This window comes from Brevibacterium sp. H602 (genome assembly GCF_051172395.1).
In the GTDB taxonomy this organism is placed as follows: Bacteria; Actinomycetota; Actinomycetes; order Actinomycetales; family Brevibacteriaceae; genus Brevibacterium.
The window spans coordinates 86,269-112,969 of sequence record NZ_JBPIZD010000007.1 but is presented as its reverse complement, the minus strand read 5'-3'; the positions used below and the strand labels follow the sequence as shown (position 1 = coordinate 112,969).

Sequence of the window (26,701 nt, the reverse complement as noted above, 5' to 3'; positions counted from 1 at the left end):
GCGGAGTGTGCTTAGACTTCCTGGCATTCGGAAGACTCTGTCAGGCTGATGTTCAGGAGGCGTGTGATGAGTGAGAAGGTTGAACTCGGGACGATCAAGACCGATGTGCCGGCACGGTTGGATCGGCTGCCGTGGGCCCGCTTCCACTGGATGGTCGTCGTCGGCCTCGGCAGCGTGTGGATCCTCGACGGACTCGAGGTCACGATGGTCGGCAACGTCGCGGCCCGGATGACCGAAGAGGGCAGCGGCATCGACATGACTGCGGGGCAGATCGGCACGGCCGGAGCAATCTACGTCCTCGGTGCTTGTGTCGGTGCGATCGTCTTCGGTCAGCTCACGGACCGATTCGGCCGACGCAAGCTCTTCCTCATCACTCTCGTGCTCTATCTCGTCGCCACCGTCGCCACGGCGTTCTCGTTCTCCGCCTGGTACTTCTTCCTCGTCCGCTTTCTCACCGGTGCCGGCATCGGCGGGGAATACGCGGCCGTCAACTCGGCCATCGACGAACTCATCCCCGCCCGCGTGCGGGGCCGCATCGATCTCATCATCAACGGCTCCTACTGGCTCGGTGCCGCCGGTGGTGCGGCAACGACGCTGCTCTTCCTCAACACCGATATCCTGCCGAAGATGATCGGCTGGCGCCTGGCCTTCGCCGTCGGCATGCTGCTGGCGATCTTCGTCTTCGTCGTGCGCAAGAACGTTCCAGAGAGTCCGAGGTGGCTGTTCATCCACGGTCGGAACGACGAGGCCGAACGCATCGTCGGCGAGATCGAAGACGGCATCGAGGCGGAGACCTCACAGACTCTGCCGCCGCCGAAGAAGACCATCACCGTCCGGCAGCGGAAGACGATCTCGTTCGTCGAGATCATGAAGGTCGCTTTCACGATCTATCCCAAACGCGCGATCCTCTGCCTCGTCCTCTTCGTCGGTCAGGCGTTCCTCTACAACGGCATCACCTTCAACCTCGGCACGATCTTCAGCGGTTTCTACGGAGTCGCCGCAGCCTCGGTGCCGATCTTCATCATTCTGTGGTCGCTGAGCAACTTCGCCGGCCCCGTCGTCCTCGGCAGACTCTTCGACACGATCGGTCGGAAGCCGATGATCTCGTTCAGCTACCTCGGATCGGCGGTCGTCGCAGTCGCCCTCGCCTTCGTCTTCAATGGTGAAGTCGGCGGCGAATGGCTCTTCCTCCTGATTCTCGTCGTGTGCTTCTTCCTCGCGTCGTCCGGTGCCAGCGCAGCCTATCTCACGGTCAGCGAGATCTTTCCGATGGAGACTCGAGCACTGGCCATCGCGTTCTTCTACGCCGTCGGTACGGCCGCCGGAGGCATCGCCGGTCCGCTGCTCTTCGGCGGCATGATCGAGTCCGGTGACCGGTCCCAAGTGGCCTGGGCGTTCTGCATCGGGGCCGCGGTCATGGCGCTCGGCGGGGTGGCCGAGCTGCTCTTCGGCGTCAAGGCGGAAGGTGCCGACCTCGAAGACATCGCCCGCCCCTTGACGGCCGAGGACGCTGAGGGTGCCGAAAGCGCTGCGGAGAGCGGTTCTGAGCGGACCGAGCGCAGTGACCGGGCGGGCTCCGCCGCCGCAGCCGAATCGTCGGCGGGCCCCGAGGCGGGAAGCCGAAGGGAGCGTCTGCGTCCGGGCCCGGGATCGGCCGGCGTCTATGCGCCGTGGCCTTCGGTGTCCTCTCGCGACGTTCCGCCCGAGGTCTCGGCCAACGAGGTCAACGGCATCATCGATTTCGTCCGCGACATGGAACCTGTCGGTGAGGTCGAACTCTACCGAGCGATCGGGGCTCGACGATGGGGCCCAGGACGCTTCCGTGCGGCGGTGCGTGAAGCAGTTCGGCAGGGAGCCGTCCATCGCAACCGCCGCGGCAGGCTGGAATACCGAGGCGACCGATCATAGACCGGGTTCGTCGGTCAGCGGGGCTCGCGGAGGCGGGGGAAGCATATCGATGAGTTCATTGACGGCCTCGGCCAGAATGTCGTGCTGATAGGGCTCCAGGAAGTAAGCCTCGTGGAGGTAGGCATCGAGCTCGTATTCGGTGAGTTCACCGCCAAGGCTGACATAGTGCAGCCACGCTCCGGCAACCGATATGTTCCAGAAATCAACGGCCTCCGTGAGCTGCCTCCGCCTGATGATCGCGCGCTCGTCTGAGAACGAGTAACCGGAGTGGGTGTCGATGCGCTTCGGGTTCTGATCGTCCATACGTCTGCTGATTCGCCTCGTGACTTTCGCGGCAGGAGGTTCGTCCTGCCCAGTGTGCCAGCGATCCGGGCCCAGCGCTCCCTGCTCACGCTGATCGCTGGTCTCGAATCTTCCCGAAGTGTATGTTCTGCTTCTCGAGCAGGGCTAGGGGCTGTCGGCGATCGGTCTGCCGCTTCTAAATCGCCGCGAGCGCACAACGCCTGCACCTGCCGAAGGAGCCTCTACGCAGGTATTTCAGTGAGGCCCCACATCTGCTGTCGCATCCGCGGCCGGTCCAATAGCGTGAGCGGGTCAGAAACGGAATGAGGTGACGATGAGCGAATTCGGCATCGAGGAGGAATTCCTCCTCGTCGATCGACATTCACTTCTGCCTGCTCGATCGAAGAGCAGCTTGCAGGAGGTAGAGGACGCGGTGAGCCCGAGCAGCGGAGAAGCCTGTGCCGAATGGCTGCCCGGGCAGATCGAATTCGCCACTCCCGTCCTGACCACCGCTGACGAGGCGGTCGAATCGCTGCACGCTTTTCGCCGCAGCCTCTCGACAGCGTCTCGGGCGCGCGATCTGTTCGCTGTCGGCCTCGGCACAGCGCCTCAGATCTCGGGCGCTCCCGCAGGCGTCAGTGATGGCAGTCGCTACCGTGAGTTCGCGGACCTGGCGCCCGGGATCGCAGCCGATCAGTACGTCAACGGCATGCATGTCCATGTCGACATCCCCGACCGGGAAGCAGGACTGAGGGCACTCAACGGCCTGCGCAGATGGATTCCCGTGCTCACCGCGTTGAGCGCGAATTCTCCTCTTTGGCGCGGAGCCGACAGCGGCTTCGCCAGCTGGCGTTCCATCCACTACCGGCGGTGGGTCGTCTTCGGCATTCCGCCTCACTTCCACGACCTCGACGACTACGATGCGCAGATCGCTGCTGCGCTGCGATCGGACGTGGTGTTCGACGAGGCGACTCTGGGCTGGCTGGTCCGGCTCTCACCCACGCACAGGACCGTCGAAGTCCGGACCTGTGACGTGCAGCTGGACACCGCGGCCACTGTGACCATCGCACTGCTCATCCGTGCGCTCGCGGATGTCGCGATGGACGACCCGGAAACGGACGGGTTCCCTGCGAATCTGCTGAACATCGCTCATTGGCAGGCTGCACGTTTCGGACTGACGGGAATGCTCATGGACCCCGACACACATACGAGTGTCCCGGCTGCAGAGGTGGTCCGAAAGGCGTTCCAACGCGCACGACCGGCCCTCACACGAACCCAGGACATTCCCCATGTTCACCAAGGACTCCGCCGTCTGCTCAACCAGGGCACCGGTTCCGAGGAGCAGCGCCGGATCGCAGCGAGAAAGGGGGTAGGAGGCCTGTTGGAATACGCCGCACACAGATTGACAGACAGTTCTCAGGATGAATTCGAGCAATCGCCAATGGCCCCCTGAGGCGGTTCTGACCCCCCTTGACGGATCAGGGGTGGTTGAACAGATGATAGTGAAAAGGGCAGAGTGCTCTTGGCTTCCGGGACACAGGAAGCCCGCAGATGCGGTCAGGAATCTGCGACAGCCTCGGACGCCGGGCGGAGACGATTCCCGCCGTCGTTGTCATGAGGCGGTGACCCTCGAATCATTGATCAGCTCAGTGGAGCTGTACCCCGTGGAACGGCAATCCCGGCCAGGGGACAGTCTTCGAATTCCCATCTCGGTCCGTGCCCACCAGCGCGGAGACGGAGGCAATCATGAACAACAAGATGAAAATCACCGGCCTGATACTGGCGGGCTACATGCTCGGCAGAACCAAGAAGTTCGGCCTGGCGCTCACGGTCGCCTCGGCTGTCGCCGGGACGACCGCCGCGAAGAATCGCGACCAGCTTCTGGGCGGACTCAAGGATTTCGCTGATTCTTCCCCCGAGCTCAAGAATCTCCAGGAGAAGATCACCGGTCGTCTGGCGGAGTCCGGCAAGAGCGCGGCGAAAGCCGTGGCAGCGAAGGGAGTCGATCAGCTCAGCGTCAAGCTCCAGGAGCAGACCGAGAAGATGAAGTCGACTCTCGATGACACCGCCGACTCGATCGATCCCAATGTCGATGACAGCGAGGGCGCGGACGACGAAGAGAACACGTCCGAGTCGGAGGACGAGAACGCTCCCGAGTCGTCGGAGGGTTCCGAGACCGGCGAGGCGGAGACGGCCGACGAGCCGCAGGAGATCGACGAAGAGCCGCAGGCTGAGGAGGAAGCTCCGAAGAAGCCGGCAGCCAAGCGCTCCTCGACCGCGAACCGCTCCGCGAAGGGCACGCGTTCGTCGAAGTCTTCGACCAGTTCGCGCGGCTCGCGCACGAAGTCGGGCCCCAAGCGCTCGACGACTGCGAAGAAGACATCATCCCGCGCCGCTGCCAAGCCCGAGGAGGCCGAAGATGAGTGATGATTCGATCTTCAGCGGCCTCAGGCAGCAGGCCGGAGACTTCGCCAAGACCCTCGGACGCAAGGCGGTCAACTCCGTCGGGGACAAAGTCGAGAAGTTCGCAGACCGCCTCGACGGTGTGGGCGATGGTGCAGCGCCTGCGGCCCAGGCTGGTGCGGAGGAGATCGCCGAGGGCGAGTCACCGGCGAAAGCGGCACTGTCTGCGGCGACGACCGGCGTCAAGGAGAAAGTCAAGGGTCTGTTCGGAGGCGGCTCGAGCGGTTCGAGCGGCTCCGGTGATTTCAAGTTCTCTAACATCGTGGAGACCGCAGAGGTCGGTGTCCCGCTGAACGTGGCCTACAACGCGTTCACGATGTTCGAGGACTGGCCCGATTTCATGAAGAAGGTCGAGAACGTCGAACGCACCGATGATGTCACACTCAGCATCAAGGGACAGGCGGTCTGGTCGCATCGAACCTGGGAAGCCACGATCACCGAGCAGGTTCCCGACTCCCATATCGTGTGGGAATCGACCGGTGAGAAGGGCTACATCAGCGGCAGCATCTCCTTCCACGAAGTCGCACCCAGGCTGACCCGGATCATTGCGGTGGGCGAGTACCACAAGCAGGGCTTCATGGAAGGCGTCGGTGCCCTGTGGTTCACCGTTCCCCGCCGTTTCCGCCTCGAACTGAAGTTCTTCGTCCACCACGTGATGCGTCAGATCATGCTCGATCCCGACAGCGTCGAGGGCTGGCGCGGAGAGATCCGCGACGGTGAGCTCGTCACCTCCCACGAGGACGGCCTCGAGGAGGAGCAGGAGCAAGCTGAAGGCAGCGAGGATGAGTCCGCCGAGGATCAGAACGCGGATGTCGACTCCGGTGCGGACGAGACAGATCCCGACGATTCGGAGGAGGAGGAGTCCGATCTCGAGCCCGCGGAGGGCGAAGCCGAAGAGGAGTATGAGGAGGAACCGGCAGAGGACTACGAGGAGGAGGAACCGGCCGAGGCAGACGACGCGGAGCCCGCAGAGGACTACGAGGAGGAGGAACCGGCCGAGGCAGAAGACGCGGAGCCCGCAGAGGACTTCGAGGAGGAGCCGGAAGCCGCTGACGAGCCCGTGGAATACGAGGAATCCGAAGAACCAGAAGACGAGGAACGCCGCTGAGCGTCCTCCGATTGGGAAGTAGGCAAGGACAATGAGCACCAGCACTGTTGAACGATCACGCGGCAGCTACGTCGACCGTCCGTCGTCGAGTTCGCTTGCAGACGTCATCGAGATCATCCTCGACAAGGGCCTGGTCATCGATGCATACGTACGCGTCTCCCTGGTGGGGATCGAGGTCCTCACGATCGACGCACGCATCGTCATCGCCAGCGTGGACACCTATCTGCGCTTCGCCGAGGCGACGAACCGGCTCGATCTGACACAGCAGGGCGGACGCGACCTACCGGAGATGATGGGCGGAATGATGGAGAACGGCTCTAAGGGCAAGACCCAGGGAGCTGTGGAAGGCATCAAGGACGCCCTCACCTCGGACGACTCCGATGACGACTCGGGCGAGAGTTCGAGTCAGGAGAAATCACGTCGCCGGACCAAACGCCCGGCGCGCAACTCCTCGGAGTCCGAATGAGTGAAGAAGGCGCACCCTCGGCAGATCGGTATCTGTACGGGATCGTACGCGCCGGTGCCGAGCTGCCGACCGGGCCCGACGGGGTGCAGGGCAATGCCCTCGCTCTCGTCGAGTCCGGGGCAGTTGCGGCCGTGGTCACGGAACTCGCGGACAGTGGGATGCTGGGCACTCCCGAAGCTCTGCAGAACCACAGCGTCGTCCTCGACGAGCTGGCCGAGAAGCAACCGGTGTTGCCGCTCGCATTCGGCACCGTGGTGCCGGGAGACACCGATATCGCCGAGGAGGTTCTCGCTCCGCAGGCGGAGGCCTTCGCCGAGGCGCTCGAACAGCTGTCCGGATGCACGCAGTTCACCCTGAGGATCACCTTCGATCGAGACGCGATACTGCGGGAGATCGTCAGCGGTAGCCCCGAGGTCGCCGAGCTGAGGGAGAGGATCAGCGGCACGAGCGAAGACGAGACGAGGAACGAACGTATCCGGCTCGGAGAGATCGTGGTCACGACGATGGAGAGCTGGAGAAGGACCGAAGCTCCTCCGATACTCGAGCAGATCCGCTCCGCGACAGTCGAGACGGCGATGCGGGAAGTAGGCCAGGCCGAGGACGTCGCCGAGGTGGCGGTGCTGGTTCGCAGGGACGCCATCGACGAGTTCGACTCCGTCATCGAGGAGTTGGCGGAGGCGAACCGGGAGCGGATGAGATTCCGGCTGATCGGACCGCAGGCACCCTACGACTTCGTCCCCGAGATGTAGGTGACGTCATGGGACTTCTGTCAGCAGTCTTCGGTGCTCCCTTGGCACCGCTCAAGGGAACCGTATGGGTCGCCGAGCAGGTCAGAGGAGAAGCCGAGAAGCGCTATTTCGATCCCGGTGCCATCCGGCGCCAGCTGGAAGAGGTCGCCGGTGCACGTGAACGCGGATCGATCAGTGATGACGAAGCCGATGCCCTCGAGCGTGAGCTCGTCGGACGACTGCTCGAGGGCCGTCGGCGCAGAACCGAGGAGGACCGATGAGCGAAGAACCCAGAGCAGATGGGAAATCTGCGACAGACGCGAGCGAGAAGCGTGACCGGAAACCGAGCGAGAACGTGACGGAGGGGTCGTCCCGCCGCTCGTCCGCCTCGACATCAGCGTCACGTGAGAAGTCGGCATCGTCATCACGCGACAAGTCGGCATCGTCATCGCACGAGAAGTCGGCGTCATCGGCACGGGAGAGGCCGAAGGCGTCCTCGCGCTCGGAGAGCGGCTCTCAGGACGCGACCGGTAAGAGGATCTCTGCGGTCAGAGCGGTGAAGAAGGCGATCGAGCAGTTCGGCACCCTCACGGGCAGGCCTCCCGAGTCCGTGGTCGGCACGAGGTGGAAGGACGACCACTGGTCCGTGCGTCTGGAGGTCGTGGAATCGCGGCGGATTCCCGACAGCGCGGATCTGCTGGCCGAATACGAGGTCGAGCTCGATGCGGACGGCGAGCTCATGGCCTATGACAGGAAAGATCGCTACGTCCGCGGCCGACCGAGCGAGTGACCGAAAGGGCGATATGAGCATCACGAATCAGCCGAACGATGCGATGCAGCCGCAGCGCAGCCAGGAGGGCACGCTGCTGCACGTGGTGGAGACGCTGCTGGACAAAGGTCTGGTCCTCAACGCGGACATCATGGTCTCCGTGGCCGGTGTCGAGTTGCTGGGCATCCGAATCAGAGCCGCCCTGGCCTCCTTCGAAACCGCGGCCCGCTATGGCCTGGACTTCCCCGCGGGCACGGATCGGGAGACCGTCGCGTGGAAGGAAGCGGTCGAGCAGAAGGATACCTGTCCGGAGTGCGGGAAGCGCTCCGAGCTCGCACAGCTGATGAACGACTACTGCCCCTGGTGCGGTTGGCAGAGCGCGCGGTCGAAGCGGATCGAGGCCGGGGAGCCGGCCCAGTTGGACTCCGACGACGACCGCTGAGGCGACCATGACCGGAGACGCGAGCATGCAGCCCACACGCGACCCGCGGGCGACTCTGCCCGATCTCATCGAAGTGCTTCTCAACAAGGGGGTCCATCTCAACCTCGATCTCATCATCTCGGTGTCGGACATCCCGCTCATCGGAATCAATCTGCGCGCCACGATCGCGGGAATCGAGACGATGATCGAGTACGGGATGATGCAACAGTGGGACCGCGACACCAGGGAGTGGGTGCAGAGAGCGGTCCGCACACATCTGCCGCTGGCCGCGGACGAGGAGATCCTCGCCAAGATGGCCGGAGGGCACTATCAGGACAACTTCTATCGAACGTGGCGGTCCGGCAGCGCCTATCTCACCACCCAGCGTCTCATCATCCATCGACGTGACCCTGCGGAGACACTGTGGCAGACGCGCCTGGACGCGATCGCCTCGGTCTCCCCGCATCGCGAGTCCTCCATCGGAGGCGAAGAGCGCACGCGCATCCTCGTCGGGCTCAAGGATGGCAGCGAGGCGGTCCTTTCGGCCCTCGAGCCCGATCGCCTCATCTCCCTGGTCCAGGCTCGGCTCGGCCGGGCCGACGGCGCCTCATCCTCGACTCCGGAGGCGACGGCGGAGGATCGGCCTCTGCGAGAGGGTCGGATGTGGTTTCTCGAGACTCTGTCGACCGGGAGCACGTGGCGCGGCGGGCAGGCGCAGCTTTCGAACACGGAACTGACCTGGAGGTCGCCGATGGACGGGCGCGCACGAGTGAGGATCTCACCCGAGCAGCTGCTAGACATCCGCCGCGAGGAGCGCAGCAACCCGACCGACGAACGGCGGCTCCTCATCCTCGAGACCGCAGACTCGACCATCACCCTGGCCGCAGACGATGCCGGCGCATGGTCCAAGAGGCTCGACGACTGGCGGGCAGGAGCACTCGATGCCAAGGGGCCCGCGCCGCTCGAGGAGCCCACGCGACCTGACAGCAACCCCGATGACCGTGTCGGAGAAGGAGCAGCACCATGGCGCTGAACGTCAATGAGGAGAGCCTCAAACACGGAGTGCTCACCCTCGTCGTCACGCTCGTCGAGGTGATCCAAGAAGCCCTCGAGACCCAAGCCGTGCGCCGGATGGAAGGCGGGGACCTCACTGAGGACGAGCAGAACCGCCTCGGCGAGGCCCTCCTCGAACTCGATGAGGCGATGGACCAGATCAAGGACCAGCACGGGATCACCGGCTCCGTCGACGATCTGCATCGGGGTCTCGACGACGTCGTCGATGAAGTCGTCGACAAGCTCATCAATCCGGCAAGATGGGCCGAGGAGAACGGAAAGGGAGTCGAATGAACGCCGAGGGTGACATGCTCTACGTCTACGCCGTCGTCGCCGGCGGCGACTACACTCCTGCCGTTACGGGCATCGACGGTTCCGCGCTCCACATGGTCGGACGCGACACGGGACCGAGGGCCGTGGTCCACCGCCACACCCGAGGCCCCTTCGACGGGCCGGACGATTCCGTGCGTCGGTGGGTGCTCGAACACAGCGAAGTCATCGATGATGCTTGGCAGAACTCACCGGCCCTCCTCCCGGTCTCCTTCAACGTCATCGTCCGCTCTGACCCGGAGACCGAGGCGACGGCGACCCAACAGCTCGAACATTGGCTCGACGACTCCGCGGAGACGCTGTCGAGACGGCTCGAGGAGCTGCGCGACACCTCCGAGCTGCGCGTCGAACTGTCCCTGGACGGAAGCCTGCTCGAGGAGGTCTACGCAGAAGTCGGCGACATGAGGACGGAGATGGAGAGTCGTCCTGCAGGAGTGCGCCGACTGCTCGAGAAGCGACTGGAGAAGACGGAGAAGGAGATCGTCGATCGAGCGGCCGACAGGATCTATCCGGAGATCAGGGCCAGGATCGCCGCCCACTGCCTCGACATCGAGGAACACCGCTCCACAAGCCGCGAGAGTGGATTGACACCGGTGATCATGGCCTCGTGCCTGGTGAGAGGCACAGAGATCACGGCGCTTGGAGCCGAGCTCACCGCGCTCAAGAAGGCTCAGCCTGCTCTGTCCATCCGCTTCCTCGGCCCGTGGCCGCCGTATTCCTTCGCCGACGTCTCCATCGGCAAGGAGGGAAACCCGAACGGCTCTGCGCCGGACGCACCGACGCCGAACCCGCAGGGGGAGCGAACATGAGAGTCGCAGTCATCGGAGCCACCGGCAACGTCGGCACAGCGGTCCTCGACGTGCTCGGGCGCACGTCCGACATCACCTCGGTGCTGGGAATCTCCAGACGGATGCCCGACACCGAGGCCGAACCGTATTCCGGATGCGAATGGAGATCGATCGACATCGCCGCCGCGAGCAGCCAGGACACGGCGCACCGGGATCTCACAGAAGCGCTGACCGGTGCCGACGCCGTCATCCATCTGGCCTGGCTGATCCAGCCCAACAGCGACCGGGGCCTGCTCCGACGCGTCAACGTCGACGGCACGGCCCGTGTGGCCGCAGCCGTCGCGGCGGCTGGCGTTCCGCATCTCGTCGTGGCGTCCTCGGTCGGCGCCTACTCTCCCGACGACAGCATGGACAAGCGCGATGAGGCATGGCCGACCGAGGGGATCCGCTCTTCCCACTACAGTGTGGACAAAGCCGCCCAGGAACGCGTGCTCGACGACTTCTGCGCCGACCACCCCGAGATCACCGTGACCCGACTGCGTCCCGCGCTCATCTTCGGTGCCCCTGCCGCCTCGGAGATCCAGCGCTATTTCCTGGGAACCTGGATGCCCGTCCAGCTGCTGCGCGCGGGCCGACTGCCGTTCCTTCCGCTGCCGGCGGGACTGCGCGGCGTCCAAGCCGTCCACTCGACCGATGTCGCCCGTGCCTATGTCGCCAGTGTCCTCCGTCGCCGTTCGGGCGCCTTCAACATCTGCGCCGATGATGTCCTCCATCCGAAGGATCTGGCCGAACTGCTCGACCACGGCAGGCACATCCCGGTGCCGAACGGCGCAGTGCGCGCGGCTCTGAGCATGGGCCACAGCAGCTCGTTGGTCGCCGCCGATGAAGGATGGCTGGACATGGGCCTCAACGTGCCGCTGATGGACAACGGCCGCGCACGCCGAGAACTCGGCTGGGATCCGGAGTACAGCGCCATGGACTCCGCGCGCGAACTGCTCAAGGGCATGGCTGACGGCGAGGGTGCCGCCTCCGTCCCGCTGCGTCCGCGCGATCCCGAGCAGCCGCAGCTGCGGACGACCGACGACACGAGCACCGGGCACGAAGCATCGGATGCGGGCGGGGAGCACAGCGAGGTCGACATGGACCTCCTGGGCCTCTATCTCTGCGACCATCTCACTGGGGCCACCGCCGGGGCGGAGAGGATCGAACGGATGGCGGCCGACTTCGTCGATACGCCCGTCTTCGCGGCTCTGTCCGAGTTGGCCGCGGAGATCCGCGGAGAGCATCTTTACGTTCGGCACCTCATCGGCGAGCTCGGTCTCCGGCGCCGTCCCGTCGCCGAGGCGTTGTCGTGGGTCGGCGAACGGGTCGGCAGGCTCAAGAGCAACGGCTCGCTGCTCAAGCGCTCGCCCATGATCCTCGTGCTCGAAGCGGAGCTGATGCGCAGCGCGGTCATCGGCAAGCTGGGAATGTGGCAGACGCTTGAGGGCAACGCCGAGGCACTCGGCCTGGATGCCGAACAGTTCCGTGGGTTAGCGCAGAAAGCAGAACACCAACGTGAAGTGCTCGACACTGTGCACAGCTATGCTCGGAGCCGCGCGTTCCGCCGGGATCGGGCTGTCTACGATCAGGCCTCGGGAGTCAGCCCTGTGCGGGGCGACTGAGACACCGTATCCTGCTCCGGTCCTCGATGCCTCCGGGCGCATCGACGAGCTGTGAGCCGGCTTCCCGGGCTTCCGCTGCCGGCGACGTCACCTTTCTTCGGCAATGGCACATGCAGTGTCTCAGGCCTCGACCCGGGCCCAAGCTCGGTGCTCGCTCAGGCCCTCCTGCAGCTGCGAGAGCGCCGTTTCGAGGTCATCTCTGCAGTAGACTCCGGGGTCGTCGGCCGTGATGCCGTACTTCTCCATCATGGTGCAGGAGTCTCCGCTGGCGGCGATGAACTTGAGATGACGCCACGCTTCCGTGATCAGGAGCTCGATCTCGGTGGTCAGTCCGGCACCATCGGCGAAGAAGAAGGCGTCGAGTTCGCTCGAGGCCACGGTCAGGTATGTCCGCTCGACGGCGACGCTCCGCTCGCCGGAAGTGATGCGTCCGCCCGCCGGAGCGATCGTGATGGGGACCATTCCCGCCTCGGCGATGCGGTCGTAGGCGCGGATGACCTGCTCGGCGTCGGTCCCCCTGCCGGTGACGATGCCGATCTTGCGCCCGTCGACCGGCCAGCGCTTCCCCACCTGGGACAGTGCCGGGCTCGGTTCGATATCGGTGCGCGGCGGCGTCTGAGCCACTGGGGCCTTGAGGCCCAGCCCCTCGGCGACCATGCGGGCAAGCTCCGAGTCCACGGAGGCGAGCACAGCGACCTCGCGCTCCCGGATCGTCTCCTCGTAGCATTTGCCGAGCTCGAAGGTGAAGGCATCGGCGAGGTGCTGCTGTTCGACGGGGGTGAGGCTGAGCCAGAACCTGCGCGGCTGGGAATAGTGGTCGTCGAAGGACTCCGGCGAACGGCGCTCCTTCTTCGACGCCGGAATCTCGTGGGCGATTTCGACGAACGTATGATCGTCGGTCTGCTCGGCAGGGAAGGGGTTGCCGCCGTCGAGCGAATTCGGCTTGTACGGTGCGGTGCCGCGATGGTCGGCAGTCTGGTGCATGCCGTCGCGGAACATGTCATTGACCGGGCAGCGCGGACGGTTGATCGGCAGCTGCGAGAAGTTCGGTCCGCCCAGTCGGGTGAGCTGAGTGTCGAGATAGGAGAACAGCCGCCCTTGCAGCAGCGGGTCATTGGTGATGTCGATGCCGGGCACGAGGTGGCCGGGGTGGAACGCCACCTGCTCGGTCTCGTCGAAGAAGTTGCTGGGGTTGCGGTCGAGTGTGAGCATTCCCAGCGGCTGCACGGGTGCGAGCTCCTCGGGCACGATCTTTGTGGGGTCGAGCAGATCGATTCCCTCGAAGGTCTCACCGGGGTCGTCGGGGAAGACCTGGACGCCGAGTTCCCACTGCGGGCCTGCTCCGGCTTCGATGGCGTCGGCGAGGTCTCGGCGATGAAAGTCGGGGTCGACACCGTTGACCATCTGCGCCTCTTCCCAGATGAGCGAGTGGACTCCGGCCTTCGGCTTCCAATGGAATTTCACCAGGGAGGTCTTACCAGCGGCATTTTCGACCCTGAAGGTGTGGACTCCGAAGCCCTCCATCATTCGGAAGGAGCGTGGGACACCGCGGTCGGACATCTGCCACATCGTGTGGTGGGTCGCCTCGGTGTGCAGGGATACGAAATCCCAAAAGGTGTCATGGGCGCTCTGCGCCTGCGGGATCTCGCGGTCGGGGTGGGGCTTGGCCGCGTGGACGATGTCGGGGAACTTGATCGCATCCTGGATGAAGAATACAGGGATGTTGTTGCCGACGAGGTCGAACACCCCGTCCCTCGTATAGAACTTCGTCGCAAAGCCCCTGGTATCGCGAACGGAATCTGCAGACCCCCGCGAGCCGACAACAGAGGAGAAGCGTGTGAAGACCGCCGTTTCCACATCGGGGGCGAGGAAGGCCGCCTTCGTGATCTCCGAGGCGGAGCCGTAGGATACGAAGGTGCCGTGGGCAGCCGATCCGCGGGCATGGACGACTCGTTCAGGGATGCGCTCATGATCGAAGTGCGTGATCTTCTCTCGCAGGTGATGATCTTGGAGGAGGGTCGGTCCCCGCGATCCTGCCTTGAGGGAATGGTCCGTGTCATAGAGCCGGGCGCCCTGAGCCGTGGTCAGCCAGCTGCCCTGCTGGGCCTGATCTTCCTGGGTGTCGCTGCTGGGTGCCCCGGTCGGCGTCGTGGGACGCGGTCCGCTCTGGTCCTGCTTCGGCGGCAACGGTTCACGCGGTGTCGTCGGTTCTTCGAAGTCCGGAGTGCGGGAGCCGGGTTTGCCGGGAACGGTTGGACGTTCGTCTGAACTCATGATGTCTCCTCACTGATGACAGGACTCTCATTCCTGCGTTGGCGTGTTCTGAAGGTAGAGGCGATCCGCGCACTCGTGGAGCTCCGTGTGCTGAAGCGGGAGCGGTTTATGATTCCGCGTTCGGGTCGAGGACGACCTTGATGCAGCCGTCCTTCTTCTGCTGGAACATCTCATAGGCCTCGGGAGCGGACTCGAGGGGCAGCCGGTGGGTGACGAGGTCGTCGACCCCCAACGGATCCGCGGAGTCCTCGACCAGTGGCAGAAGGTCGTCGGTCCAGGTGCGAACATTGCACTGTCCCATCCGCATCTGGATCTGCTTGTCGAAGAGGGTGAGCATCGGCATGGGGGACTGCATCCCTCCATAGACTCCGCTGAGCGAGAGAGTCCCGCCCCGACGAACCAGATCGATCGCCGCGTGGAGAACCGCTGTTCTGTCGATGCCGCCGGTCTCCATGAGCTTCCGCGCGGCCGGGGGCGGGAGCAGGCCGATCGCCTGCTGTGCGGCCGAGGCCAGCGGGGACCCATGTGCTTCCATCCCCACGGCGTCGACAACCGCGTCGGGCCCACGCCCGGAGGTGGCCTCTCGGATGGCCGAATGTGCGTCCTCGTCGAAGTCGAAGACCTCGATCCCGTGGCGAGCGGCCATCTCACGACGTTCGGGGACCGGGTCGAGAGCGAAGACCTGCGCACCGAGGTGTCTGCCGATGCGGGCGGCGAACTGGCCGACAGGTCCGAGGCCGTAGACGGCCAGCGAGTCTCCTTCTCTGATCCCCGCGTATTTCACTGCCTGCCAGGCCGTGGGGAGGATGTCGCTGAGGAAGAGGTAGCGGTGGTCGGGAAGATCGGCACCGACCTTGATCGGTCCGACGTCGGCATAGGGGACACGGAGATATTCTGCCTGCCCGCCGGGCACGGACCCGTAGAGTCGAGAGTAGCCGAACAGCTGTGCCCCGGACCCGTACTGCCTCACCTGTGTGGTCTCGCATTGGGAATACAGTCCCTGTTCGCACATCCAGCAGCGGCCGCAGGAGATGGGAAACGGCACGACCACCCGATCGTCGGTCGACAAACCAGAATCGGGGCCGGCCTCGACGACTCTACCCATCGTCTCGTGCCCGACGATGTCTCCGCGGTCCATGAATGGTCCCAACACCTCGTAGAGGTGGAGGTCGGACCCGCAGATGGCGGTGGAGGTGACTTCGATGATCGCGTCATTGGACTTATGGCGGATCGGGTCGGCGACCGTCTCCACCGAGATGTTTCGTTTGCCTTGCCAGGTGACTGCTCGCATTGCTCTCTCCTCGTCGATCGACAGTGTGTTCGTTTGCTCGGGCTATCCGTCTTCCGAAGGTTCCGCCGGCGGCGGTGCGGGGGCACGGAATCCGACTGCGCGGTGGGAGCCGTCGCACAACGGAGGAATGCCGGTCTTGCCGCACCGGCACAGGGCGACCACCCGGCGATCGGTTGCCGTCTCCTCCCGTCCCGGTGCCGTGAGGACGGTGAAGTCCCCGCGGACGAGCAGGGGCCCGTCGGGGCAGGGGGTGATGGTGACCGGCTCGCTATCCACAGACAGCCTCCTTCGGGGTCTTCCTCAGCGAGGGCTCTCCTGCTGACCAGGCTTCGAGCATGTGGGAACCGCTGATGTCGTCGAGGCGGAGGCAGGAGGCGGCACCGAAGAGGATGTCGGGGATGAGGCCGGGCTCATCGTCTGCCGCTCCTCCCGCGAGGTCGTGCGCCGCGATCTGCTCGTGCACGGCATCGGCCTCGACATGCTCATCGAAGTACCATGTGACGTCCCGGCCGAAGCCGTTTCTGCTGAAAGCGCGGGAGTAGAGGCCGTTGGGAATGGACGAAGTCATCTCGAATGCGGCCAGATGCCCGATCGCGGCGCCTCGCAGGCGCCGGTTGAGGCCGAAGAGATTCATCGCGTTCACCGAAGCGAGAGTGATCGCGGGGACGTCGTCGAGGTAACGGTCAGGCCTGTCGTCGAGGCCGAACCCGCGCAGCGTTCCGGCGAAGATCTCGGCGTGGACGTGGTCGGGTCTGCCGCCTCCGTACTCGTCGGCCTGGATCTCGACGAGAGCTGCCTTCGCCCGCCCGCGGAATCGGGGGATCGCCCAGGAATGGGGATCTGCTTCGCGGAGGGTGTAGATCGACTTGTGGATGAGGAATTCTCGGAGCTGATTGATCGAGGCATGCCGCGCCGCCCACGTGGCCAGTTCCGGCTGCGCCACCTCGCTCGTCATGGAGAACAGCGTCTCGGCGAGCTCTGCGCCGGAGCGCGGAATGAGGTCCGGCAATGGCGCGAATGCCCGCAGTGCGGCCTCGAAGCGGCGCTCGATCTTGCCGCGGATCCCGATCAGCGAGGGGTTCCATTCCCAGTCTCCGTGCACGTAGTCGGCAGGGCCGGTGTGCAGGGTGTAGAGAAGGTGGAGCGCCAGCTGCAGATCCTCGTCGCGGAACATGTCCTCACTCGACACCAGCGCAGATGACACCGCCGAGTCGAGTTCGGGCAACAGCTCAGCAGCTTCCCCGCCGTCAGATGTGAGCACGCTGACCAGCAGCGAAGTGACCTCGCCTCTCGGCCGAGGCACGCGCCCGCGCTCCGGCGCAGTGAGCGGTGCAGTGCTGTTCAGTTCGGCGATCGCACCTGTCTGTGTCATCCGCTGGTTCCTCGTCGTCGGTGGTGGCTGAACTGACAGTGTGACAAAGCAAAGGCCCGGTGTCAGCGCCCGTGCGAGACTCACATTTCATCGCCGCTGAGGGGTTGCGCAGCGCCCCAACCAAGACTCCGGCTCCATCTGCGGCCCGGAACGGCAACGGTGTCTGAGGCACCCGCCGGGGGCGGCGGCCCCCTGAACAGTACTCGGGAGCACTCAGCATGATGAGCGTCCCGCACCCGGAGAGTAGGTCATCCGACCGTTCCCGCTGCGAGGGAGCAGACGACACGCACACTGACACGAGGAGACGATGAAGATGACGACAGCACATCGGCGGGCACGAACCGCGCCTCGGCCCATGGCAGCTCGTGAGCGGCGACGACGGTCGCCCGCCACATGCGCAGGTCCTTCGCGCTGACGTCGTGTCCGGCGACGTCTCGGACGTTGTCGTTGACGGCGACGGCGGACAGCTGATCCTCTGTTGGCGCCCTTCCTCAGAATTTCCTCTCCGCTGAGATCGACGAGCACGATGTTTCTCGTCACCCCAGGACGTCGAGACCGATGCCGAGGCGCAAAAGCTGTGACAGATGCGGTCGCTGCCTTATTCGACGGAGTTCTCGTGCTTATGCCCCACGTTCTTGGGCAGAATCTGCGTGTGGGCACCGATGACCGGGTCGCTGTCGATATGCTTGCGCGCGATCGGACACGAGACGGTGATGGGGATCCGGCGATTCAGTGAGTCTTCGAGAGCCAGACGCATGAGTTCGCGGCCATCCCGCTTCCGCTGTCCTCCGATTCCTGGTCGACGGGGCGGGGCGTCTTCGAGTACAAGTTGCGCGCGCCGATCTGCGCAGTAAGTCGATGCCGTTCGTCATCGGTAACGGTGGGCGCGGGAGCAGCAGCCGCGTCGCGAGGTATGTCATCGGTCGATACTGCTGAGGTCCCGTCCATCGGAGATGCCGCTCCAATCGTGTCTCAGGTGCCGACCCTGGGCTTGCTGTCTTCAGTCTTCAGTATTCGTCCGCGTCAGGGCCCGCCGATGGCTCCCGACGGTGGTTTTCCGGCGTTGCCCGCCGGGTCCCGCGGTGAACTGTCCCTTCAGTGCAGAGTCGACTTCAGCTCTGCGATGCGTGCGGTGAGCCCGGCGATGTCAAGCCGCTGACTCTTCTCACACAGCTCTCGCGTCTGTTCGGGACAGAGGATGCCGGATGCGAGGAGTCGGGAGACCGGTGTGCGCGGCTGGTCGTATTCGCGTCGACGCACTCCTGAAGGTGTGAGGCGCCAGCCCACCGGGTTCTTCACGGGCATGAAGTGATTGAGCCGGTCGGCCAAGGCCGACCACAGACCGTTGACTCTGATGATCGCGGCATCGGTGGCGTGCGGTGTGCCGAGCGGAAGGTCAAGGCCGCTGAACCTCCGATCGGGCACGCGGGGCCCCTGTCGGAGATCGCTTGTGCAGTGGATTTCGATGAGGCTCGCCTCCGCCCACGTAGTGATGGTGCTGTCCGGAACCGCTGGCGGCAGCAGGATTCCGGTGACGACGAAAGGCACCCCGCGGACCATCTGCGCGAGCATGTCGACGACCTGCGTGCCGGGAGCGAAGGTCTTCGTCTGTACCCACCCGATCTCGACGTCGGTGAATGTTACTGTGACGCAGTCCTCGCCCGTCGGTGTCTTGATCGTCAGCAGTTCGACGAGGAAATAGCCGGGTTCGGGCTCGAGGAGCGATCGCATGCGCTGCCGCGGGAACGAAGCGCGCATCCCCGCCCCGGTGCCGGTCAGCCACGAATCGTCGTGGTCGCCGGCCTTGGCACCGCGAAGGTACCGATCGATCGTCGCCGCGGAGATATTGAGGAGTTCTCGTCGCACCGAGGAAGAATAGCCGTGCCGTCCCTCACGGAGGTGGCCGTGCCTCTCCAAGGATTCCAGGCAGTCGGACATCCCCGCTTCGAGGTACTTACCGCAGGGGCGGCCGGAAGACTTCCACACCAGCTCGAGAGCCCGCTGGGCGTGGGGGGAGAACTTCTTCGGCTTCAGACGACGGCGGTCGACGACAGCGTCGAGGGAGACTCCGGCCCTGATCTGATGGGACTGGCTGCGCAGCTGGTGGCGCGCGTGATCGCGAGTCCACCCGGTCGCCTCGGTGAGTGAGTCGAGGATCGTGCCCTTGCCCTTGCGCGACGACGCCTCATAGGAGCGCGCGTAGGTGCGGGCGAGTTGGATGGGTGAAGTCATGATGTCTTCCTCCGAATCGGTTCGAGGAGCCGCAGGGGTTCCCGTGTTGGCAATCACGCTATTGAGGGCAAAGTTCGTGCGGAAGGGTCTTTACAGATCCGCGGGGTTCGTCTATTGGATCGCGTTGACCTCCGACGCCCTTCCGCCTCGTCCTCGAGTGACGTCGCCTCGGCCCGCAAGGGAGATTCGCCCCTCGGGCATTTCATTAGCTAAGCTAACGACCATGACGCGGCGAAGCAGCACCATCGATGAGCTCTACACGCGCACCGCCGAGGATGCGTCCAGGGCCGTGATCGCGAGCTATTCGACCTCTTTCGGTCTTGCGGTCAGACTGCTCGGAGCCAGAAACCGGCACCATATCCGCAATATCTACGCCCTGGTCCGCATTGCCGATGAGATTGTCGATGGCCTGGCCCTCGAAGCAGGGCTTGACGAGGCCGAGCAGCGGGAGATGCTGGACCGATTCGCATCCGCCACCCACGCGGCTTTGCGCAACGGCATCAGTGACAACCTCGTCATCCATGCCTTCGCCCGGACCGCTCGCGCAGCAGGCATCGACGCCGAGCTCATCGACCCGTTCTTCGCCTCCATGCTGGCAGACCTGGAATCCGCGGACGCAGGTTCCGGTCGTAGGACCGAGGCGGCGACCGCGTCGCCGGTCCGCGGCTTCGACGCGAAGGAACATGCCGAGTACGTCTTCGGGTCCGCCGAGGTCGTCGGACTCATGTGCCTCAAGGTCTTCCTCATCGATCACGACCGCACCCCCGCCGAGGTCGCCCGGCTCGAGTACGGGGCACGGCAGCTGGGAGCGGCGTTCCAGAATGTCAACTTCCTGCGCGACCTGGCCGATGATGATCAGCGCCTCGGCCGCAGCTACCTCACCTCGGGACACCGACTCACCGAGGCTGAGAAAGCCGAATGGGTGAACACGATCCGGCAGCAGCTCGACGCCGCCCAGGATGCCATCACCGGACTGCCGAAGGACGCGCGCACCGCGGTCCGCTGCGCCTGTGCCCTCTTCACCGCGCTGACCGACAGGATCGCCGCGACCCCCGTCGCCGAGCTCTACCGCCAGCGGGTGCGGGTCCCGAGCGCCGTTAAGGCTCGACTGACAGCCCACGCAGTCATGACTTCAGCCCGCGAAGGTCGGAAGTGAACCGGCGGAGCGGCTCCGGTGCCCACAGCAGCCCGCGCACCGGCATCATCGGCGGGGGAGCCGCCGGACTGGCCACAGCGATCCTCCTCGCCCGCGAAGGGCACTCGGTCGACCTGTTCGAGAAGAACACCGAACTCGGCGGGCGCATCGGCGTGTTCGAGCGTGAGGGCTTCCGTTTCGACACCGGCCCCTCTTGGTATCTCATGCCCGAGGTCTTCGAACACTTCTTCGCTCTCGCCGGCACCAGCGCTGAGGCCGAACTCGACCTCCGCACGCTCGATCCCAGCTACACCGTATTCAGCCCACCGGGGCCGGTCGATGAGAGCACGGGAGCCCCGGGGCGCACGCGAGAACTGACGATCCCACAGGGCAGGTCCCGGGTGCGGGCGACCTTCGAAAGCGTCGAGCGAGGCGCGGGAGATGCCCTCGACGACTATCTCGTCTCGGCCGAGCACACGAAGGAGCTCGCGCTCGCCCACTTCCTCTACAACCCCTTCACCTCGCCGTGGTCACTGCTCCATCGGGACATCCTCGGCGCACTCCCGAAACTGGTCCGGCAGATGGGGACGTCGCTGGCCGGCTTCGCCGAATCCTCGGTCAACGATCCGGTGCTGCGCCAGATCCTCCAGTACCCCGCGATCTTCCTCGGCACCGACCCGAGACGGGCACCGGCGATCTACCACCTCATGAGCACGCTCGACCTCGCCCAAGGTGTCAGTTACCCCATGGGCGGGTTCCGTACGATCATCGACGCCCTGGTCCGGTTGGCCGAACGCTCCGGGGTGCGCCTGCACACGGGAGCCGATGTCACGCACATCGACACCGAGGCAGCAGGGCGAGGTCGAACCAGACCTCGAGTCACCGGCCTGAACTGGACCGACAAGGACGGACGCGCACACACGCATTCTGCCGATGTCGTCGTCTCCGCCGCTGACCTCCACCACACGGAGACGAAACTGCTCTCTCCCGAGGACCAGAGCTTCCCCGAACGCTCCTGGACGTCGGTGACGAGCGGTCCCGGCGCGGTGCTCGTCTTCCTCGGCATCGAAGGCGAACTCGAGGCACTGCCCCACCACTCGCTGTTCTTCACCGAGGACTGGGCTGCGAACTTCGACGCGATCTTCGGGTCCAGGCAGAAGATCCCCTCACCGGCATCGATCTATGTCTGTCGTCCCAGCGCCACCGATCCCACTGTCGCTCCGCCCGGGCACGAGAACCTCTTCCTCCTCATCCCCGTCCCCGCCGATGCTGGACTCGGGGCCGGGGGAGACGACGGCGGAGGCGACCCGCAGATCGAGACGGCCGCCGACCGTGCGATCGACCAGATCGCCCGGTGGGCCGACATCCCAGACCTGCGCCGACGGATCAGAGTGCGCAGAACCCAGGGCCCGACAGACTTCGCCGAAGGATTCAACTCATGGCTCGGCGGAATGCTCGGACCTGCGCACACACTGCGACAGAGCGCGATGTTCCGACGGCAGAACGCCTCGAAGACAGTCGACGGGCTGTTCTATGCCGGCGCCACCACGACGCCCGGCGTCGGTGTGCCGATGTGCCTCATCAGCGCCGAGCTCGTCCTCAAACGCCTCCGCGGAGACTCCAGCCCGGGACCGCTGCCGACCTGAGCCGGTGACGGGGCTCCGATACCGGCAGTCAGCCCTCGGCCGGTGCTCCACGCCTGTGCCTCGTTGCCCTGCGTCCGCGCAGTGCGCCGAGGAGACCCCGCCGGAGCAGACCGCGCCGAGGCGGCGACCAGATCTCGGTTCCCTCCACCCGCCAACCGGCGAGCAGTTCGTTCGCGGCCATGAACCCCGTCGTCGCCGCGCGTTCCATGAGCGCCACGGGCGCCTCGCAGGCGACGGCGTCGCCGGCGAGCACCAGTCCCGGAAACGCGGTGGTGACGCCGGGGCGGTCGTTGTACGCCCGCGTGTCGGCGAGAGCGCAGTCGTCGGCGATGAGCAGCTCCTGGGCGGTGATGGCGATGTCGGCTGTCTCTGGGTAGACAGCCTGGAGGTCGGCCAGCAGTTGGCGTGTCACGGCTTCCCGGTCGACGTCTTCGGACTCGAACATCGCTCGCGCGCCGCCCCGATGAGCGGTGCCGAGCGCATAGGCGTGGAGTTCGACGACAGAGCCGCTGTGCGTATGCCGCCACCTCTCCGCCCCGGCCTCGAAGCGTTCGAGGACCGAGATGTTGTCGAGCAGCGCATAGCCGGTCGTGCCGAGGAAAGCCGGTCGGCTCGGATCCACCTCGTCTTCCAGCCACAGTCTCAGCACCGCGAACGGCGGGGCGTTCCGCTGCGAGGTGACGCTGCTCAGCCACCGCTCGCGAGCTCCCGTGCCTGCGGCCGGTGAGCCGGGCGCGTGTCCGAGCGCGTCGGTGTCGACCGAGTCCTCGAGTCCGGCCAGCAGCGTTCGAGTGCTCCGCGGATCGGCGGCGAGCACGAGAGCATCGCTCTCGAGCGTCCCGCTCGTCGTCTCGACGCGCCACCCGGTGCGGCCCGCTCTGCCCGGAGGGCGGAGCGCGGTGACCGCGGTATCGGTCTCGATCCGCACCCCCGCCTCGGCGAGGTATTCGCTCAGGGGAGACCACAGTGCGGTGTCGTAGTCGTCGTCGGGGACGTCGAAGAGCAGCCCTTCGGCGGAGCCAGTGAAGTATGTGTGGAACATCGCGACGAGCTCCCCGGCGGAGAAGTCCGCGGGGTGGGCGAAGAACGAGCGGGCGAAGACCTCGAGCGCGAGATGCCGCGCCCCGACCGGGAACCGCAGCCGGTCGAGGAACTGCTCGGCCGACTCTCCGTCGTAGCGTCGATAGGAGTCCGGGAAGTCGACGTCGATGAGTTCGAATGCCGTCGTCAGGTCGACGTCGGCCAGACCGCGCAGCGGGAAGGACGGGCTGGTGAGCACGAATCCCGCGAGACTGAGCGGGGGAGTCCGCGGAATCCGGGCGAAGGAGTCGCGCAGACCGTCCCGACCCACGAGCGGATAGTCCGTGACCGGGACCAGCCGGTCGAGGCAGGGGTCGGTGCGTGCGAGCAGGCTGCGGAGGTTGTAGTACTGGCGGAAGAAGGCATGGAATCCGCGGCTCATAGTCCGTCCTCCGTCGAGGCTCCAGGCCCGGACCCGTCCGCCGAGGCTGGACTCGGCTTCGACCAGGTGCACAGTGGCCCCGTGCTCGGCGAGGACCGTGGCCGCGGCCAGTCCGGCGATGCCTCCGCCGACGACGGTCACTCGCTTGGGCCGCAGCAGTCGCGGACGGCCCGGGTGGGAGGGGGTGAGGATCGCGTGCCGGTCGCGGGGGCGCGGCTGGGAGGCAGGACGGCTCATGTGTTCTCCTCTCCGGTGGCCGACATTGAAACAGTCTGACGGTTGAGGCGCCACTGCCAGAGCATGAGGACGGCAGTGATCATGGCGAAGCCGAAGCCGAAGTCCTCGATCGGGATGTCCCACGGGAACCGGATACCACTCAGACCCTGCGGATTGTAGATGACGATGGGATCCGAAAGCTTCGTCAGCCAGCCGTCGACGAAGCACTGGAAGACCAGGCAGATGCTCAGCGCCGCCCAGTACTTCGCCCGGCGGAATATGCCTGAGCGGAAGACGAACAGCTCGAGGCCGACGATGAGGATCATCCCGATGACGGTCATGATCGTGTACTCGGGTACGCTCATCGTTCGTCACCTCCTCCGGACTCGGAGCGCCTGTCAGCGTGCTCCTGTGGCCGGGGCTGTCCGGCGGGCCGGGGCGAACTCTCTGGGCGGGGCGGACTTTCGGGCCTGACGCGCTTGCGTACAGCTGTGAGCACGGTGCCGACCGCCTCATAGCTGAGCAGGGCGCACAGGGGGATGACGATGAAGAACACGAGCTCCTCGAGCGGCAGGTTGCCGAGGTGGATGCCGGTGACGAACCGCGGGTTGTACACCCAATGGTCACGGGCGATAGCGACGACGTCCCAGAGGCAGAAGACGACGATGACGGGCACGAGAGCCCACAGCACGGTTCTCCACCGACGGTACACCCGAGCCCGGAAGAACAGCTCCAGCGGCAGGGTGATGAGGACGCAGGCACCCATGAGGAGCAGATACTCGAAGGCGCTCACGACAGTCTCCTCTCCGGGCCGGAGCACTCGTCGAAGGCCAGTTGGAGTCCACGCAGCCGGTAGCCCGAGATGACGCTATCCCAGCCGATCTCCGGCTCGGCGACCAGTCGCGGGCCGCGGTCGAGCAGGCGATGGACGAGGGCATCGGTCTCGAACAGCGCCAGCGATTGCCCCGGGCACTTGTGCGCACCGTCGCTGAAGCTCATGCCGACCGCCGGGACGGCTTCTGCGGTGTGCCGCACGGGGCACAGGGAATGCGGCTCGGGTCCCATCGCCTCTTCATCGGTGTTCGTCGCGCGGACGCAGACGTCGATGAGGTCCCCGGCGGGGATCGTCACGGTGCGATCCGGTGCCGTGACCTCGATGTCGGCCTGAGTGCGTCGAAAGAGGTGGCCGACGACCGGTTCGAGGCGGATGATCTCCTCGAGGATCTCCAACCGGCGAGGCCGGTCGGCCGCGAGGTACTCCGCCCCGAGCTCGCCGTCTGAGAGCAGGTGCCAGCACGCCATGGTGATGAATTCGCGGGTGGTGACCATCCCGGCCGTGCCGTAGGTGACGCACTCGACGAGGATGTCCGACGTGCTGTGTCCGGCCCCGATGAGATGGGACAGGACGTCATCGCGCTGCCTGCGGCGTCGGGCCCGAAGCGCCGGTCGGACGTCGGCGAGGTAGAACCGGACGATCGGGACGAGGCCGTTGACCGCGGCCTGCAGCCACTGCTTCCGGGTCCGGCCCCAACCGGGGGCGGCGAGGTCGACCGGCGGCTGGGTGAAGAATCCCTCGAGCCGCCGCGACATGCCCGCGATGGAGGATTCGGTCAGTCCCACGACTTCGGAGGTCACGGCCACGGAGAAGTGCAGAGCCACCTCGTCGAGGCGGCACAGGCCGGACTCGGCAACCCGGCCGACCGTGTCCTGCGCGAGAGCATCGATGCGCTCGCCGTACCTGTCGGCGATCACAGCGGGGGCGAAGAATCGGGCGAGCTCTCGGCGCTGCGAGTCATGGGACTCCCCGTCGGAGATGAGGATCGGGTGGCGGCGGAAGATGCCGCGAGGAATCCGCTCTGCGGTGAATCCGGCTTGAGTAGTGAGGTGTCGGGCCCGCAGCACCTGGCGGGCGGCGTCGAAGGAGCGGATGCGCCAGAGGTCGGGACCGTGTTCGAGTGGCACCTGCTCGACCGGGGGGCCGGCCGGCTCGTCGCCGGGTGCCGCCAGCCGGCTCGGACGGTGCCGATCGGCCCCGCTCATGCGCACCTCAGACTGCAGGCGGAGGTGAGGTCCGCGAGTCTGCCGGCAAGCGCCTGCGGCAGCTCCGCCTCGGCGATGAGCCCGGCGATGGTCTTGCAGTGTTCGGCGATCATCGATTCGACGTATGCCCTCGCCCCGGACTCCTCGATGGCCTGCCGCAGCCGGAGGCCACCCTCGGCGTCGAGGCCCCGATCGCCGAAGAGATGGGCGACCTGGGACCAGGCCGAATGGGTTCGGGCCGTATTGATGAGCAGGGTCTCCTTGCCTTCTCGGAGGTCGCTGAGTACGGATTTGCCGGTCTCGTGCTCATCGCCGAAGAGCCCGAGGACATCGTCCCTGAGCTGATAGACGATGCCGATGCGGCGGCCGATGGCGCGCAGCCGCTCGACCAGGCTGTCGTCGCTTCCGGCGAGGACCGCGGCGATGGACAGCGGGGCTTCGAATGAGTAGGCGGCGGTCTTGCGTCCGATCATCGTGAGCACGTCACCGGAGTCGGCCTCGTCGAGGTGGAGGCTCAGCCACACGTCGGACTGTTCTCCGGCGACGCTCTCGGCGATCGTCTCATCGTAGATGTCGAGGATCGCGAGTCTGCGCGGCGCCTCGAGGTCGAGGCGCGCTAGGAGGGACTGGGCCTCGTTGAGCATGAGGTCACCGGCGAGCAGGGACGAGGAGATCCCCCACGTCTGCGCTGCGGCGCTCGTGGCTCCGAGGAGCATGGCCTCGGAGGAGAACTGACCGGTGATATTCATCTCTCCCCGCCGGACGGTGTCGTTGTCGATGACATCATCGTGGATGATCAGGCCGATGTGCAGCAGCTGCATCGCGCCGGCGGCGTCCGTCGCGGCCTGCGTTGCCGTGCCTCCCAGGCCCTCATGGGCATCGATGAGCAGGCGGGGCCTGATCATCTTTCCGCCCAACGCCATCCTCGACATCGCTTCCCAGAGCTGTTCGTACTGCTGAGTTCGGACTCGAGAGCGTCGCCGAGCAGCGGCGAGGACTTCGACAAGGCGGGATTCGACGGTCAGGACGCTCTCCAATTTCTTTAGCCAGGCG

At 65.6% G+C, this 26,701-nt stretch carries 27 protein-coding genes; 15 read left to right on the top strand and 12 right to left on the bottom strand.

Translation table 11 applies throughout. The features are described 5' to 3' along the window. Window positions 1-66: 66 nt before the first annotated feature. Window positions 67-1,908: an MFS transporter gene (locus ACSBQT_RS07155; protein ID WP_410708621.1), complete on the top strand. Its 1,842-nt coding sequence runs from the start codon at window positions 67-69 to the stop codon at window positions 1,906-1,908. On the opposite strand, the gene ACSBQT_RS07150 is transcribed toward ACSBQT_RS07155, so the two are convergent. Beyond that, entirely contained in the window at window positions 1,903-2,211 is a 309-nt protein-coding gene (locus ACSBQT_RS07150) for a hypothetical protein (protein ID WP_410708620.1), read from the bottom strand. The genes ACSBQT_RS07155 and ACSBQT_RS07150 overlap by 6 nt on opposite strands. A 313-nt stretch (window positions 2,212-2,524) precedes the next feature. Here ACSBQT_RS07150 and ACSBQT_RS07145 point away from each other — a divergent pair, with 313 nt between their 5' ends. The 12 genes from ACSBQT_RS07145 to ACSBQT_RS07090 all read left to right on the top strand — a co-directional run bounded on the left by ACSBQT_RS07145 (window position 2,525) and on the right by ACSBQT_RS07090 (window position 11,980). Further along, a complete protein-coding gene (locus ACSBQT_RS07145; protein WP_410708619.1) occupies window positions 2,525-3,643 on the top strand; it encodes a carboxylate-amine ligase in 1,119 nt (372 codons plus the stop codon). 293 nt (window positions 3,644-3,936) lie between these two features. Beyond that, entirely contained in the window at window positions 3,937-4,617 is a 681-nt protein-coding gene (locus tag ACSBQT_RS07140) for a hypothetical protein (RefSeq protein ID WP_435001267.1), read from the top strand. After that, window positions 4,610-5,761: an SRPBCC family protein gene (locus ACSBQT_RS07135; RefSeq protein ID WP_410708617.1), complete on the top strand. Its 1,152-nt coding sequence runs from the start codon at window positions 4,610-4,612 to the stop codon at window positions 5,759-5,761. Before ACSBQT_RS07140 ends, ACSBQT_RS07135 begins: the two co-directional genes overlap by 8 nt. Before the next feature lie 31 nt (window positions 5,762-5,792). After that, window positions 5,793-6,227, top strand: coding sequence for a gas vesicle protein GvpJ (gene gvpJ / locus ACSBQT_RS07130; RefSeq protein ID WP_167198792.1), 435 nt, complete (start codon window positions 5,793-5,795; stop codon window positions 6,225-6,227). Continuing rightward, window positions 6,224-6,976 (top strand): GvpL/GvpF family gas vesicle protein, encoded by a 753-nt coding sequence (locus ACSBQT_RS07125; protein WP_435001266.1) that lies wholly within the window; start codon window positions 6,224-6,226, stop codon window positions 6,974-6,976. Before gvpJ ends, ACSBQT_RS07125 begins: the two co-directional genes overlap by 4 nt. A gap of 8 nt (window positions 6,977-6,984) precedes the next feature. Continuing rightward, the gene (locus ACSBQT_RS07120) at window positions 6,985-7,236 is read left to right on the top strand and encodes a gas vesicle protein GvpG (protein ID WP_039206887.1); all 252 of its coding nucleotides are present in this window, start codon (window positions 6,985-6,987) and stop codon (window positions 7,234-7,236) included. Further along, entirely contained in the window at window positions 7,233-7,745 is a 513-nt protein-coding gene (locus ACSBQT_RS07115; RefSeq protein WP_410708615.1) for a gas vesicle protein, read from the top strand. Before ACSBQT_RS07120 ends, ACSBQT_RS07115 begins: the two co-directional genes overlap by 4 nt. A 13-nt stretch (window positions 7,746-7,758) precedes the next feature. Then, on the top strand, window positions 7,759-8,166 hold the full coding sequence (locus ACSBQT_RS07110; RefSeq protein ID WP_410708614.1) for a gas vesicle protein: 408 nt from the start codon (window positions 7,759-7,761) through the stop codon (window positions 8,164-8,166). 25 nt (window positions 8,167-8,191) lie between these two features. Continuing rightward, window positions 8,192-9,178 carry a gas vesicle protein gene (locus tag ACSBQT_RS07105; protein ID WP_435001264.1) on the top strand — a complete coding sequence of 329 codons (987 nt, stop codon included), beginning with the start codon at window positions 8,192-8,194 and terminating at the stop codon, window positions 9,176-9,178. Continuing rightward, entirely contained in the window at window positions 9,169-9,492 is a 324-nt protein-coding gene (locus tag ACSBQT_RS07100) for a gas vesicle protein K (protein WP_039206888.1), read from the top strand. Before ACSBQT_RS07105 ends, ACSBQT_RS07100 begins: the two co-directional genes overlap by 10 nt. Beyond that, on the top strand, window positions 9,489-10,337 hold the full coding sequence (locus ACSBQT_RS07095) for a GvpL/GvpF family gas vesicle protein (RefSeq protein ID WP_435001262.1): 849 nt from the start codon (window positions 9,489-9,491) through the stop codon (window positions 10,335-10,337). Before ACSBQT_RS07100 ends, ACSBQT_RS07095 begins: the two co-directional genes overlap by 4 nt. Continuing rightward, window positions 10,334-11,980: an NAD-dependent epimerase/dehydratase family protein gene (locus tag ACSBQT_RS07090; protein ID WP_435001261.1), complete on the top strand. Its 1,647-nt coding sequence runs from the start codon at window positions 10,334-10,336 to the stop codon at window positions 11,978-11,980. The genes ACSBQT_RS07095 and ACSBQT_RS07090 overlap by 4 nt, the downstream gene beginning before the upstream one ends. Before the next feature lie 120 nt (window positions 11,981-12,100). On the opposite strand, the gene ACSBQT_RS07085 is transcribed toward ACSBQT_RS07090, so the two are convergent. From ACSBQT_RS07085 to ACSBQT_RS07060, 6 genes are all read right to left on the bottom strand, one after another. Then, window positions 12,101-14,254, bottom strand: coding sequence for a catalase (locus ACSBQT_RS07085; protein ID WP_435001260.1), 2,154 nt, complete (start codon window positions 14,252-14,254; stop codon window positions 12,101-12,103). Window positions 14,255-14,360: 106 nt separating this feature from the next. After that, window positions 14,361-15,545, bottom strand: a complete 1,185-nt coding sequence (locus ACSBQT_RS07080) for a zinc-dependent alcohol dehydrogenase (RefSeq protein ID WP_410708609.1) — start codon at window positions 15,543-15,545, stop codon at window positions 14,361-14,363. Between the two features lie 42 nt (window positions 15,546-15,587). Further along, window positions 15,588-15,821 (bottom strand): CDGSH iron-sulfur domain-containing protein, encoded by a 234-nt coding sequence (locus tag ACSBQT_RS07075; protein ID WP_235354903.1) that lies wholly within the window; start codon window positions 15,819-15,821, stop codon window positions 15,588-15,590. Next, entirely contained in the window at window positions 15,814-16,917 is a 1,104-nt protein-coding gene (locus ACSBQT_RS07070; RefSeq protein WP_369864383.1) for an iron-containing redox enzyme family protein, read from the bottom strand. The genes ACSBQT_RS07075 and ACSBQT_RS07070 overlap by 8 nt, the downstream gene beginning before the upstream one ends. A gap of 248 nt (window positions 16,918-17,165) precedes the next feature. Then, window positions 17,166-17,312, bottom strand: coding sequence for a hypothetical protein (locus ACSBQT_RS07065; RefSeq protein WP_435001258.1), 147 nt, complete (start codon window positions 17,310-17,312; stop codon window positions 17,166-17,168). Between the two features lie 700 nt (window positions 17,313-18,012). Next, a complete protein-coding gene (locus ACSBQT_RS07060) occupies window positions 18,013-19,149 on the bottom strand; it encodes a hypothetical protein (protein ID WP_435001256.1) in 1,137 nt (378 codons plus the stop codon). Between the two features lie 223 nt (window positions 19,150-19,372). Between ACSBQT_RS07060 and ACSBQT_RS07055 the strand changes: the two genes are divergently transcribed. Continuing rightward, window positions 19,373-20,305 (top strand): phytoene/squalene synthase family protein, encoded by a 933-nt coding sequence (locus tag ACSBQT_RS07055; RefSeq protein ID WP_435001254.1) that lies wholly within the window; start codon window positions 19,373-19,375, stop codon window positions 20,303-20,305. Next, on the top strand, window positions 20,302-21,930 hold the full coding sequence (crtI, locus tag ACSBQT_RS07050; protein WP_435001252.1) for a phytoene desaturase family protein: 1,629 nt from the start codon (window positions 20,302-20,304) through the stop codon (window positions 21,928-21,930). The genes ACSBQT_RS07055 and crtI overlap by 4 nt, the downstream gene beginning before the upstream one ends. 28 nt (window positions 21,931-21,958) lie before the next feature. Here the strand turns inward: crtI and ACSBQT_RS07045 are convergent, their stop codons facing one another. The 5 genes from ACSBQT_RS07045 to ACSBQT_RS07025 are packed head-to-tail and all read right to left on the bottom strand — an operon-like array spanning window position 21,959 to window position 26,685. After that, window positions 21,959-23,629 (bottom strand): FAD-dependent oxidoreductase, encoded by a 1,671-nt coding sequence (locus tag ACSBQT_RS07045; RefSeq protein WP_435001251.1) that lies wholly within the window; start codon window positions 23,627-23,629, stop codon window positions 21,959-21,961. Next, window positions 23,626-23,973 carry a lycopene cyclase domain-containing protein gene (locus ACSBQT_RS07040; RefSeq protein ID WP_435001250.1) on the bottom strand — a complete coding sequence of 116 codons (348 nt, stop codon included), beginning with the start codon at window positions 23,971-23,973 and terminating at the stop codon, window positions 23,626-23,628. Before ACSBQT_RS07040 ends, ACSBQT_RS07045 begins: the two co-directional genes overlap by 4 nt. Next, window positions 23,970-24,401 carry a lycopene cyclase domain-containing protein gene (locus ACSBQT_RS07035; protein WP_435001248.1) on the bottom strand — a complete coding sequence of 144 codons (432 nt, stop codon included), beginning with the start codon at window positions 24,399-24,401 and terminating at the stop codon, window positions 23,970-23,972. The genes ACSBQT_RS07040 and ACSBQT_RS07035 overlap by 4 nt, the downstream gene beginning before the upstream one ends. Next, window positions 24,398-25,648, bottom strand: a complete 1,251-nt coding sequence (locus ACSBQT_RS07030) for a cytochrome P450 (RefSeq protein WP_435001246.1) — start codon at window positions 25,646-25,648, stop codon at window positions 24,398-24,400. The genes ACSBQT_RS07035 and ACSBQT_RS07030 overlap by 4 nt, the downstream gene beginning before the upstream one ends. Beyond that, the gene (locus ACSBQT_RS07025; protein WP_435001245.1) at window positions 25,645-26,685 is read right to left on the bottom strand and encodes a polyprenyl synthetase family protein; all 1,041 of its coding nucleotides are present in this window, start codon (window positions 26,683-26,685) and stop codon (window positions 25,645-25,647) included. Before ACSBQT_RS07025 ends, ACSBQT_RS07030 begins: the two co-directional genes overlap by 4 nt. Window positions 26,686-26,701 lie beyond the last annotated feature (16 nt).

What these genes read in the sequence shown, in the direction of transcription:
- ACSBQT_RS07155 (WP_410708621.1), top strand. Translation starts at nt 67, where the DNA reads ATGAGTGAGAAGGTTGAACTCGGGACGATCAAGACCGATGTGCCGGCA.
- ACSBQT_RS07150 (WP_410708620.1), bottom strand. Translation starts at nt 2,211, where the DNA reads ATGGACGATCAGAACCCGAAGCGCATCGACACCCACTCCGGTTACTCG.
- ACSBQT_RS07145 (WP_410708619.1), top strand. Translation starts at nt 2,525, where the DNA reads ATGAGCGAATTCGGCATCGAGGAGGAATTCCTCCTCGTCGATCGACAT.
- ACSBQT_RS07140 (WP_435001267.1), top strand. Translation starts at nt 3,937, where the DNA reads ATGAACAACAAGATGAAAATCACCGGCCTGATACTGGCGGGCTACATG.
- ACSBQT_RS07135 (WP_410708617.1), top strand. Translation starts at nt 4,610, where the DNA reads ATGAGTGATGATTCGATCTTCAGCGGCCTCAGGCAGCAGGCCGGAGAC.
- gvpJ (WP_167198792.1), top strand. Translation starts at nt 5,793, where the DNA reads ATGAGCACCAGCACTGTTGAACGATCACGCGGCAGCTACGTCGACCGT.
- ACSBQT_RS07125 (WP_435001266.1), top strand. Translation starts at nt 6,224, where the DNA reads ATGAGTGAAGAAGGCGCACCCTCGGCAGATCGGTATCTGTACGGGATC.
- ACSBQT_RS07120 (WP_039206887.1), top strand. Translation starts at nt 6,985, where the DNA reads ATGGGACTTCTGTCAGCAGTCTTCGGTGCTCCCTTGGCACCGCTCAAG.
- ACSBQT_RS07115 (WP_410708615.1), top strand. Translation starts at nt 7,233, where the DNA reads ATGAGCGAAGAACCCAGAGCAGATGGGAAATCTGCGACAGACGCGAGC.
- ACSBQT_RS07110 (WP_410708614.1), top strand. Translation starts at nt 7,759, where the DNA reads ATGAGCATCACGAATCAGCCGAACGATGCGATGCAGCCGCAGCGCAGC.
- ACSBQT_RS07105 (WP_435001264.1), top strand. Translation starts at nt 8,192, where the DNA reads ATGCAGCCCACACGCGACCCGCGGGCGACTCTGCCCGATCTCATCGAA.
- ACSBQT_RS07100 (WP_039206888.1), top strand. Translation starts at nt 9,169, where the DNA reads ATGGCGCTGAACGTCAATGAGGAGAGCCTCAAACACGGAGTGCTCACC.
- ACSBQT_RS07095 (WP_435001262.1), top strand. Translation starts at nt 9,489, where the DNA reads ATGAACGCCGAGGGTGACATGCTCTACGTCTACGCCGTCGTCGCCGGC.
- ACSBQT_RS07090 (WP_435001261.1), top strand. Translation starts at nt 10,334, where the DNA reads ATGAGAGTCGCAGTCATCGGAGCCACCGGCAACGTCGGCACAGCGGTC.
- ACSBQT_RS07085 (WP_435001260.1), bottom strand. Translation starts at nt 14,254, where the DNA reads ATGAGTTCAGACGAACGTCCAACCGTTCCCGGCAAACCCGGCTCCCGC.
- ACSBQT_RS07080 (WP_410708609.1), bottom strand. Translation starts at nt 15,545, where the DNA reads ATGCGAGCAGTCACCTGGCAAGGCAAACGAAACATCTCGGTGGAGACG.
- ACSBQT_RS07070 (WP_369864383.1), bottom strand. Translation starts at nt 16,917, where the DNA reads ATGACACAGACAGGTGCGATCGCCGAACTGAACAGCACTGCACCGCTC.
- ACSBQT_RS07065 (WP_435001258.1), bottom strand. Translation starts at nt 17,312, where the DNA reads ATGTGGCGGGCGACCGTCGTCGCCGCTCACGAGCTGCCATGGGCCGAG.
- ACSBQT_RS07060 (WP_435001256.1), bottom strand. Translation starts at nt 19,149, where the DNA reads ATGACTTCACCCATCCAACTCGCCCGCACCTACGCGCGCTCCTATGAG.
- ACSBQT_RS07055 (WP_435001254.1), top strand. Translation starts at nt 19,373, where the DNA reads ATGACGCGGCGAAGCAGCACCATCGATGAGCTCTACACGCGCACCGCC.
- ACSBQT_RS07045 (WP_435001251.1), bottom strand. Translation starts at nt 23,629, where the DNA reads ATGAGCCGTCCTGCCTCCCAGCCGCGCCCCCGCGACCGGCACGCGATC.
- ACSBQT_RS07040 (WP_435001250.1), bottom strand. Translation starts at nt 23,973, where the DNA reads ATGAGCGTACCCGAGTACACGATCATGACCGTCATCGGGATGATCCTC.
- ACSBQT_RS07030 (WP_435001246.1), bottom strand. Translation starts at nt 25,648, where the DNA reads ATGAGCGGGGCCGATCGGCACCGTCCGAGCCGGCTGGCGGCACCCGGC.